Here is a 10,197-nt window from a genome sequence, read left to right as displayed (position 1 = left end):
GGGGGCCCGCCCTTTTGTGTTCTCCCCCGGGGCCCCGGTTCGCTCCTCCGCGGATCCTCAGGACGTGAAGTAGCCGTTCAGGTCGGCGATCACGTCGACGGCGCCCGAGTTGTTGAAGAACGTCACCCGGCCGTCCACCACCGGGACGACCACCAGGTTGGAGACGGTCTGCCCGGCCGTGTAGTTGAGGTTCGACACGTTCGGCCGCCCGGTGCCGTGCGGGTGCACGACGAGGTGGCCGGCCTGGGAGGGGTTGGTGACGGTGACGTTGAGGACCACCGCGGTCACCCCCGTGAGCGGCACGCCCTCGACTCCGGCCACCTGCAGGCTGACGATGCTGCCCCCGCCGACGGCTCCGGCGCGGGCGCCGGTCCCGTCCCGGGTGTCGAGCAGCCTGACCGGCGCACCGGCCGAGAACGCCGAGCCGGTCGGGGAGTAGTAGCCGGTGACGTCGGCGATGAGGTCAACCGACCCGGAGTTGTTGCGCAGGTCGACCTTGCCGTTGACCACCGGCACCGTCACCAGGTTGGGGACGATCTGCCCGGGCGTGAAGTTGAGGTTCGACACGCCCGGCGCCGCCTGGCCGTTGGGGTAGACCGTCACATGGCCCGCCTCGGTCGGGTGGACCGCGGTCACGTTCATGACCACGGCCGTGACCCCGTCGGCCGGGATGCCCTTCACGCCCGCGACCTGGAGGGTGACGATCCCGCCCGGTCCGACGCGCTCCTTCTTGGCACCCGTGCCGTCACGCGTGTCCAGGAACCGCGACGGCGTGACCGGGTTCAGCGCGGAGCCCGCCCCGGCCCGGTCGGTGTAGTAGCCGGTGACGTCGGCGATCAGGTCCACCGACCCGGCGTTGTTGCGCAGGTCGACCTTCCCGTTCACCACCGGCACCGTCACCAGGTTGGGGACGATCTGCCCGGGCGCGAAGTTGAGGTTCGACACCTTGGGCGTCGGCTGCCCGTTCGGGTAGACCATGACGTGCCCGGCCTCGGTCGGCTGGACCGCGGTCACGTTCATCACCACGGCCGTGACCCCGTCGGCCGGGATGCCCTTCACGCCCGCGACCTGCAGGGTGACCACTCCGCCCGGACCGACGCGCTGCTTCGTCGCGCCCGTGCCGTCACGCGTGTCCAGGAACCGGGAGGGGCCGTGCGGCACGAACCGGCTCTCGGTGGCGGTCGTGGGCGCCGTCACCGTGTACGCCTTGGTGATCCTGTGTCCGATGAAGCGTCCGACGTCGTACAGGCCCGGCTTGAGGCCGGTCGTGTCGACCAGAACCTTCATCGAGGTCCCGTCCGGGCTCACGGAGAGCGGCTTGAGGTAGGGGCCGTGCTCGTACTGGGTACCGCTGGGCATCAGCACGAGTTCCGAGCTGAGGGTGAGGTTCTGGCCGTGGACGACCGCCTGGTTCCACGTCCCCGCGGGGCCGGTCGCCGGGCTGATCCCGGACACCCACGGGCTCGGCTGCTGCCCGCTGCAGGCCGTGACGCAGGATCCGGTCAAGGTGAATTCGACCGGCAGGGCCGTCCTTCCGGCGCTCAGCATCAGGACGGCCTGGCCGGCCTTGGCATCACTGTCGCTGGAGCAGAGGCCGTGTCCGTCACACCTGTACCCGGACGTGGTGCCGGTGCCCTCCCACACATCGGGGCCGAGCAGGCTCCGGTCAGGTGTGGCCTGGGCGGCGAGGTCGTTGGACGTGAAGTGCACGCCTATGCCGAAACTCTCCGAGGGCTTCATGTCGACGACCGCGCAGTAGGCGGTGGAGGTCTCCGTCAGCACCCCGCTGCGGGCCGGGAAGCCCGCCACCGAGATCCGGTTCGCGGTGCACTCCGCAGCCCAGCCCGCGGACGTGCCGACCTTCCAGGTGTCCACGTCGGTATGGATCGGCTTGTCCGCGTAGCCCTTGGTGTGGACGATCGCGGTGTACGACGTGGATCCGGTGACCCGGCAGGCCGCGGCGTACTGCCGGCACAGGTGCTTGCCGCCGGCGTCGACCACCTGCAGCGTCGCCGAGGGGTCGTTCGTGCCGCCGGCCGTCCGGGCGCTCAGCCAGAACTTGTCGGTGGCAGCGCCGCTCACCCGCAGGCAGCGGGCGTCGAGCGCCGAGGGCAGGTCGACGGACACGGCCTGGCCGCCGACCTTGGTCGACACCGGGGCGGCGCAGTTCGCCGTCGCCGAGATGTCACGCCGTGCCAGCTTGTAGGTGTCGGCCTGTCCGACCAGCATCACGGTGTACGGGGTGCCGGGCGTGAGGGGGCACGTCAGGACGGCACCGCCGAGGCACGCGACGTTGCCCGCGGGGTCGGCGACGTAGAACGTCGCCCACTCCCGGTTGAAGGGCTGGGAGTAGGCCAGCACCTCGGCGGCCGCATGCTGGTCGGCAGGCAGGCTCAGGCAGGACTGCAGGCCGCCCGCAACCAGCGACACCTGCGCCCCCACCGATCCGTCGAAGCCGGTCCGCGGCCAGGTCGCGCATCCCGCGGCCTCACCGGTCCGGTGGACCGCCAGCGCGTACGCCTGCGACGGCGTGCCGGTCAGGACGGCCCGGAAGGGCGCGGTACCGGTCAGCTTGCAGACCGGGTAGTAGCCGGAGTACTCGCACTGCTTGAGGCCGGACGCGTCGTACACGACGGCGCTGACGGCCTGCCCGCCGGCGGGCGTCCGGTCGAGCAGGTACACGCCCTTCCCGGAGGCGGTCGGCAGGGTAAGGCACAGCTTCTGCCCGGGTCCGCCGAAGGTGCCGGTCGCCGGCCCGGCGACGAGACCGTTGTCGTGGGTGGCGGTGCAGCCCCGGGTCTCCTTGGCGGAGTGGAGTGCCATGCCGAAGGCGGCGGGGGCCTCGGGCGTGGGAGTGGCCGCCCACGTGTGGTCGCCGGCGGGCAGATCGCATCCGCCGTACTGGCAGAGTCCCGGGATGACGGCGTCGGCCGCGGCGAACAGCGTTCCGGCAGGGGCCTGACCGGACGCGATCGGGCCGAAGGAGTACCAGGCGGGCTGGGAGACCCGCAAAGTCCGGCAGCGCGCCGTGGAGCTCAGGTCCGGGGAGGTCCCGAACGCCAGCGGCTCCACCACTGCGCAGCCCTCCGGGCGGGAGAGCCGTGCCAGGGTGACGTCGTAGGCTGCCTGGCTGGCCCCGAAGGCACTGATCGCCATCATCCGGAACGGCGCGGTTCCGACGAGCTTGCAGTCGAGCGCAACGCTGCCGGTGTTCTGCCAGGCGTAGACGCTGGCGCAGATCTGCTTGCCGGTCGCGTCGTAGACGCTGTGGTGGACGTCCTTCGAGGACGAGTAGCTGCGGAGCACGTCGTTCGCGACCAGGTCCAGCGTGTAGCAGTCACCTGCGGAACCGGCCGGCAGGGAGCCCTGGAACACCTTGGGGGCGCCGAGCCTGCGGTCGGCGGGAGCGACGGTCTTGCAGGTGGTGGACGAGGCCAGCGGCAGGTACGAGGTCCATATCTGGGTCTGCGAGCCCGTGCCGTTCTGGACCTTCATCGTGTAGGTGCCCGCCTGGGCGGCGGAGCAGCGGACCGCCCCGTACGTGTAGTCGCCCGCACCCCGCACGTGCTCGCAGGTCACGGGGGTGCCCGTGGGCGACACCAGCTTGGGCAGTATGGTCCCGGGCGACGTGGCGAGCTGCAGGACGACCACGTCGGGCGCGGACAGCGCGACGGAGAACGACGCCGTCGTGTTCGGCTCCACCGTGCAGTTGACGATCGTGCTCGGCTGCAGGTCCGCCGGGCAGGCGCCGGCCGCCTGGCCGCTCTGCTGGAGCGAGCGCACTACGGCCTCGCGGTCGCCCGCCGGATCGCTCTTCGGCGCTGTGGCCTTGGGGCCCGACTCCGGAGCAGCGGAGGCGGCAGCGCCGGACTGCGGCAGGGCAGCGGGCGGCGGCGGCGTCGCCGCGGCAGCGGCTCCGGTCTGACCGGTGAACGACGCCAGGAGGCCGAGCAGCAGGGCCCCGGACGCGGCCGCGGCCCTGCCCCTCCCCGGTCTCTCGCGTCTACTTCTGCCCGACGGCAGCAATCTCATGGAGCCCCCAGCTCAGCATGTCCCCGTCCGGTGACTGTCACACGACGGGCAGGCGGAGCTTATATGCCCACTACATGAGCCCCGCAGGGGGTCACCGGCTACGGGTCAGCTCCGCCCAGACCGTCTTGCCGATGAGGCGGTCCGTGACGCCCCAGTCGGCGGCGACGGCGTCCACGATCCGCAGGCCGTAGCCCGTACTCCGCCCGGTAGGCGTGCGGTTGCACGGCCGGACGGCGGTCGCGGCGCGCGTCGGAGACCTCGACACGCAGGATGCCCTCCAGGAGGGTCAGCTTCAGCTCGAAGTCGCGCCCCGGGACGCGGCCGTGGCGGACGGCGTTGGCGGCGAGCTCGGCCACGAGGAGCCCGGCGTCGGCGGAGGGCGCGATGGATTCGGGGAAGTCCCGGTCGTGGAGCTCGACGAGGGCCGGCTGGCGCGCGAGCCGGGCCCCGCGACGGGTGCTGGTGAAACGCTGAGAGAACACGCGTACGAGGGTCCGGGCGCGGCCGGAAGGTGCGGTCATGCCGCCAAGATCCCGCCTGGCCAAGCTCGTTCAACACCACGCGGACTCGTACAAACCAACTGTACGAGTGCGCTCCCTGGACAGGCCGAGTCACGGTGCGTGAGCCTGACTGTCGGGGAGGTGACCGCCATGGTGAGTGCCGACGACAGCGGTGACGGCGAGGTCGGGCCGGACGACAACATGCGCAGCTTCGGCGAGACGGTCAAGGCGGCGCCGGCCAGAGCGGGGTCGTCGAACTCGGTGGTGTCGCCGGTGATGAATCGGGTGACCTCGACGACCTTGGCCGCCAAAGCTGCTCGTCCGCGGACGTCCCGGCCGATGGTGACGGTATAGCTCCGGGGCCGGAGAGGGAACACGCGGGACCGGAACCGCCACCGCACGCGTCGGCGGGCGCACACGGCAGTGGCCAGCGTGGTCTTGCCGAAACCTCCCGCGCCCCACAGGGAGGTGGTGATGCCCACAGCGCCGCGGCCGCGGCACACCGCAGCGGCCGCGCCGCGGCTCTGGACCCGGTCGATGAACCAGTCCGGGACAGCCACGGGCGGGGGTGGCGGGGGGCGTTCAGGGCAGTTGGCGGACGCAAGTGCAGCCACGCCGCCGTACCGGCTGCCACGACTGCAGTTGGCCCGAAGACGCCGAGCGACCGCCACGGGTGCTTTCGGAGCTCATCACAGCAGCCAGGGCCAGGTTGAAGTCTCTGTGGCGGCGTTCCCCGCCAAGGCCAGCACGACCGCCGGCGCAATACCCAGGCTGGCGAGCGCCACGATTCCCGCCGCCCACACACGTACCCGCACGCGCCACCCCCGGCACCCGATCTTCCTGCGCTGAACCCTAGCGACCGGCTGCCCGCACCATCAGCGGAACGCCGGAAAGACGTGGCAGAACAGCCGCTCCGCTGAACACGGCGCGTCCGAGCGGAGCCACGGTGACACATCGACCGCCAGACCAGGCGTCCACCGCCGAATCGCGGCAAGGGCAGCCCTGCCAGCAGCGTCCGTAGCCTGTCGACGTCGATCCGGCCGTGGTTCAGGCCGCCGTACATCGCTCCGTGCCCGCGACGATGCTCGCGCAACAGCGTCAGGTCCACCGGTGACTTCACCGCGCCGTCCGCACACAGCACCGCGTCCAGGAGCTCGAACAACTCATCGCGTCGGGCGGTCAGACACTCGTAGAACTCGCCCCGGAAGCGGGACGCTTCCGCGAACGCTTCCCCCCGGACAGCATCAGGCAGCAGACTCACCTCACGGCCTTCGTCATGGTCACGTGCGCCTTGGTCGGAGCACATGATCAGACGGAGGCCGCCCCCACGTCCGGCGAATGCCCAGGTGAGCGACCCGGTTCGGCGGACGAGTCGAGCGGAAGATGAGGCGCGGTATCCCTACGCTTCGGGCTCTTGCTCGGCCCGTAGGTACCGACCCCAGATCTGGGCCTTGCGATAGGGACCGGCCCCGTCGCAGTCGTACTGCGACTCGTCGAAGGTCACCCAATACAGCAGCTCGCCCCTGAGCGCCTGGGCATGTGCGTTGGGTTCGGGTGCACCCATGGCATCGATCGTTCCGAGAAACTCGACCTGCCAAGGGCCGTCCCAGTCCTGGTCGCGAACGACCGTGACCCGGCTGCCCGGTGCCAGTGCACCCGTCGGCCATGCCTGGCTCAAGGGACGACCGAGGATGTGCTCTATCGCCTGGCGGTCGCCTACATCCTCAGGAACAGGGCCGGAACTGTCTGTCATGCCGCCCACTCTGCCCGCACCACTTCAGGAGCGCCAGAAGATGAAGGCTGTCCCGTAACTGGCGGTGTCCCTCTCAGTGAGGTTCAACCAATGCCGGGTGCGCTGCTTGGTGCCATGAGGAGAGGAGCGGCTGTGACTGGGTGCCATTGCGCCAGGCGACCGGAGGCAAGACCGTAAGCGCCCTCCTCGCCCGGCAGCGCCAACGCGCCGCCACCACCCGGTGCGACCGGTCGCCCCCTGCTGTCTGCCTGTTGCATGTGCCCCGGCCCGCGGCGGTTAACCCGGCGATGACCGCCTTGCGCCCTATCCGTGTCGCCATTCGAGGCCGATTACCTCGCTGTCGAACACGCGAAAATCTACGTCGGCCGGAGTAGACATTGGGTGGTGGTGTGGTTATGGTTTCTCTCGTAACGCAGAGAGACCGCAGGGCCTGGCAGAGACGAACTGCCGGGCAGCAGTGCCAGCAGTACCCGAAGTTGCAGTTCGCAGGACGGTGCGGTGGCGGAGTTCCGAAGCCAATGTGTGCAGGACGGCGACGGGGCTGGCGACCGGACCGGGTGGCCCGCAGTGATCAGGGGCCGCCGTGAGCAGTACCGCAGTAACGCAGATGCAGTACCCGCAAGTGCAGTCCGTAGTACCCAGCAGTGAAGTCGGTGAGCGGTACCTCGGTGAAGGCGTCGGCTGCGGGCGCGCGCACCGGGAGGTTCGGCAGTGGGGTTCTAAGCCAGAGCAGACGCAGGATGGGCGACGGGGCTGGCTGCCGAAACGTGGCGCTAAATCAGGCCACGAGCAGTACAAGCAGTTCGCGGTACAGAAGTAGGCATTACCAGCGTTAGCAGTAGGTGCAGTACCGCAGTGAGAGCAGTACCCAGCAGTACCGTTTGGTAAGTGAAGTGATCCCAGAGGGATGAACGGAGGAGCGAAAGCGCCATCAGGATCGCCCGGACGCCACGCGAGTCCGGGTACCGCAGGACATCGATAGTGAGGTGGTCTCCGGTCACGCATCCGCGATCCCCGTACCCCGACAGCATCTCGGTCGGGCATGCGGACACAGAAGGCCGGCGCAGTACTAAGGGCCGGCAGATGGTGTAGCAGTTCCTTCGGGGCCCTGGTGTCGTACGCACCAGGGCCCCTCCCCGCGTTCTGACCCCCTTTCCCCCACCTGTTTCGCAGTGAGGTGCGATGACAGCAGACGACCCGATCAGCCGTCTCGACGACGACGGCTACCCCGCCTACACCATGGGCCGAGCCGCCGACATGCTCGGCACCACCCAGGGCTTCCTCCGCGCCATCGAAGAGGCCCGCCTGATCACCCCGCTCCGCTCCGCCGGCGGACACCGCCGCTACTCCCGCTGCCAACTGCGCATCGCCGCCCGCGCCCGGGAACTCGTCGACCAGGGCACGCCCATCGAGGCCGCCTGCCGCATCGTCATCCTCGAAGACCAGCTCGAAGAAGCCCAGCGCATCAACGCCGCATACCGCCGCACTGCCGAACCGGCGAACCCGACGGCCGCGGCCTGAGGCAGTACGCACCCTCCCGCTCCGCGGAGGTGCTGGCCGCCGAAAGGAAGCCCAGAGCGAGGGCGGCGTGGAGCAGCCCGCCTCAGCGGCAACGCCGGGCCGGCCCGGCCGGCGTTTCGCTGGGAGTGGGAACGGAAGGGGCGCACTGAGGCGTACGTCGATTCCGTTTTGTCCCGGGTATGTGCGATGCGTCCCCCTCTCATACGGGCGGATGCGGGGAGCGACTTCGCCCGGCTCTCCCGGAAGATCCAGGAGGCCGGGCTCATGGCCCGGCGCTCCGGGTAATACGCACTGCGCATCGCGGCCGTGACGGCCCTGTACGCCGCCGGATGGACGGCCTTCGTTCTATCGGCGACAGTTGGTGGACGCTGCTGGTGGCCGGTTTTCTGGCCTTCGTGTTCGGGCAGGTGGCGCTGCTCGCGCACGACATTGCCCACCGGCAGCCCGGCTGCGCAAGGGCAGCGAGGTGTCCGGGCGCGTCGCCGGGAACCTCGGCATCGGCATGGGGTACGGCTGGTGGCAAGACAAGCACACCCGTCACCACGCCAACCCCAACCACGAGGACCTCGATCCCGACCTCGACCCGGACATCTTCGTCTGGACGCAGGACCAGGCCCGCGCGGCTAGGACCTGTCTGACAATTCTTGTCGAATCAGCGAGCGCCCGTTGAGTAGGCGGTCCGGAGGCACGCCGACCAGCTCGCACCTTTTGCCGGGCAGAACCTATGGGCGGCGGGCCAGCAGGTGTGCGTCGAGAAAGCCCCGTTCGGAGGCCGGGTCGTGGAGCAGCCGAGCGAAAGGAACGAGCCCGGCATCGGTCAGCAGTTCGGCGAGGTGGTCCGCCGGCCAGCTGTAGGCAGGTGCGACCTTGTGGTCGAACTGGACCGGCTCCGGTCCGTCGGTCCCGAAGAAGGAGACCAGGAGCACGCCACCCGGCGCCAGGACGCGGACCTGCTCGGCGAGCAGCTCTGGCAGTTCGTCCGGTGGGGTGTGGATCATTGAGTAGTGGGCCAGTACGCCGCCGAGCACGCCGTCCTCGATCGGCAAGGACTCCATCCGCGCCTCCTGGAAGCGCAGCGCCGGGTTGGCCCGTCGAGCGTGGTCGACCATGCCGTGGGACAGGTCGAGTCCGAAGGCGTCCAGGCCCAATTCGTGCAGCATGGCCGTCAGATGTCCGGGCCCGCATCCAACGTCCGCTGCCCGCAGGTTGCCCGTCGCGCGCACCAGTTCGGCGAAAGTGCTGATCATGGCCCGGGCGAACGGCTGCGTCTCCAGCCGGTCTGCGAACAGCGATGCGTACAGCTCAACGACTCCGTCGTAGGCCGCCCTGGTCTCGTCCTGATGATTCGCCACAGGGAGGACCTTATAGCCGGTCCGATAATCAATCTTGTGGCAGCTCGAGGCGAGGTGACAGACGCGGCGTGGGAGCGGATAGAGCCCCTGCTGCCGCAGGCGGACGGACGTGGCCGTCCATGGCGTGATCACCGGCAGGTGGTCAATGGTGTGTTGTGGCGGCTGCGGACTGGGGCTCCTTGGCGCGACCTGCCCCAGCGGTACGGGCCGTGGCAGACCGTTTACGAGCGGTTCGCCCGCTGGGAGGCGGACGGCACCTGGGCAAGACTGTTGGAGCACGTCCAGGCCGCGACGACGCGATGGACCGGGTGGAATGGACAGTCGCCGTCGATTCCACGATCAACCGGGCCCATCAGCACGCCGCCGGCGCACGCAAAAGGGGGCAGCAGGCCGGGACAATCTGGAAGATCCGGGCCGCTCACAGGCACGCCAGGCCCTTGGTCGCTCCCGAGGCGGGCTGACCACCAAGGTCCACCTCGCTGTCGACGGCCGGGGCCTGCCATTGTCGATCGTGCTCACGCCCGGCAATGTCAACGACGCCACCGCGTTCACCCAGGTCCTTGACGAGATCTGCATCCCACGCATCGTCACGGGCCGCCCGCGCACGACGCCGACGCGGGTGCTGGGCGACAAGGCCTATTCCAGCCGGGCGATCCGCCACCTGCTGCGGCGTCGGGGCATCACTGCCACGATTCCCGAACGCCGCGACCAGATCGCCAACCGCCGTCGACGCGGCAACCTCGGCGGCCGCCCACCCGTCTTCGATAAAGAGGTCTACCGCGACCGCAACGTGGTCGAGCGATGCTTCTCCCGTCTCAAGCAGTTCCGTGCGATCGCCACCAGGTTCGACAAGCTCGCCACTCGCTACCGCGCCGGAGTCATCCTGGTCTCGCTGATTCTCTGGCTTCGTGAATCGACCAGGTGATCATTTGTCAGACACGCCCTAGTAGGACTCCGTTAGGTCTGACGGTTCGGGATGCTCGTGACGGGCATTCTGAATGTGTGGATACACGCGAAGTGGACCGCGTGCGGACCGAGT

General features: G+C 69.5%; 6 protein-coding genes and 3 pseudogenes. 4 read left to right on the top strand and 5 right to left on the bottom strand.

The genetic code is table 11. The annotated features are described in order from the left end of the window. Positions 1-57: 57 nt before the first annotated feature. Both ACWGIF_RS37045 and ACWGIF_RS37040 read right to left on the bottom strand, forming a co-directional pair. Positions 58-4,032, bottom strand: a complete 3,975-nt coding sequence (locus tag ACWGIF_RS37045; protein ID WP_453504154.1) for a hypothetical protein — start codon at positions 4,030-4,032, stop codon at positions 58-60. A gap of 98 nt (positions 4,033-4,130) precedes the next feature. After that, positions 4,131-4,553, bottom strand: coding sequence for an ATP-binding protein (locus tag ACWGIF_RS37040; protein WP_453504152.1), 423 nt, complete (start codon positions 4,551-4,553; stop codon positions 4,131-4,133). A gap of 120 nt (positions 4,554-4,673) precedes the next feature. On the opposite strand from ACWGIF_RS37040, the gene ACWGIF_RS37035 reads away from it, so the two are divergent. Next, positions 4,674-4,886: a hypothetical protein gene (locus ACWGIF_RS37035; protein WP_453504150.1), complete on the top strand. Its 213-nt coding sequence runs from the start codon at positions 4,674-4,676 to the stop codon at positions 4,884-4,886. A gap of 536 nt (positions 4,887-5,422) precedes the next feature. On the opposite strand, the pseudogene ACWGIF_RS37030 reads toward ACWGIF_RS37035, so the two are convergent. Beyond that, positions 5,423-5,793: pseudogene (locus ACWGIF_RS37030) on the bottom strand (transposase); the annotation flags it as partial. A 138-nt stretch (positions 5,794-5,931) separates the two neighbouring features. Continuing rightward, a complete protein-coding gene (locus ACWGIF_RS37025; RefSeq protein WP_453504149.1) occupies positions 5,932-6,285 on the bottom strand; it encodes a ferrous iron transport protein A in 354 nt (117 codons plus the stop codon). 1,182 nt (positions 6,286-7,467) lie between these two features. Between ACWGIF_RS37025 and ACWGIF_RS37020 the strand changes: the two genes are divergently transcribed. Then, entirely contained in the window at positions 7,468-7,806 is a 339-nt protein-coding gene (locus tag ACWGIF_RS37020) for a MerR family transcriptional regulator (RefSeq protein WP_453504147.1), read from the top strand. Positions 7,807-7,992: 186 nt separating this feature from the next. After that, positions 7,993-8,434: pseudogene (locus ACWGIF_RS37015) on the top strand (fatty acid desaturase family protein); the annotation flags it as partial. 94 nt (positions 8,435-8,528) lie between these two features. Here the strand turns inward: ACWGIF_RS37015 and ACWGIF_RS37010 are convergent. After that, positions 8,529-9,158: a class I SAM-dependent methyltransferase gene (locus ACWGIF_RS37010; protein WP_184560548.1), complete on the bottom strand. Its 630-nt coding sequence runs from the start codon at positions 9,156-9,158 to the stop codon at positions 8,529-8,531. A gap of 36 nt (positions 9,159-9,194) precedes the next feature. Here ACWGIF_RS37010 and ACWGIF_RS37005 point away from each other — a divergent pair. Then, positions 9,195-10,105: pseudogene (locus ACWGIF_RS37005) on the top strand (IS5 family transposase). Positions 10,106-10,197: the final 92 nt, after the last annotated feature.

This window comes from Streptomyces sp. NPDC054849 (assembly GCF_053610945.1).
The sequence above is the reverse complement of the archived record's forward strand: the minus strand, read 5'-3'. Positions and strand labels throughout refer to the sequence as shown.

Bases quoted from the DNA above. Each gene is read 5' to 3' on its own strand.
- ACWGIF_RS37025 (WP_453504149.1), bottom strand. From the start codon at position 6,285: ATGACAGACAGTTCCGGCCCTGTTCCTGAGGATGTAGGCGACCGCCAG.
- ACWGIF_RS37045 (WP_453504154.1), bottom strand. From the start codon at position 4,032: ATGAGATTGCTGCCGTCGGGCAGAAGTAGACGCGAGAGACCGGGGAGG.
- ACWGIF_RS37040 (WP_453504152.1), bottom strand. From the start codon at position 4,553: ATGACCGCACCTTCCGGCCGCGCCCGGACCCTCGTACGCGTGTTCTCT.
- ACWGIF_RS37020 (WP_453504147.1), top strand. From the start codon at position 7,468: ATGACAGCAGACGACCCGATCAGCCGTCTCGACGACGACGGCTACCCC.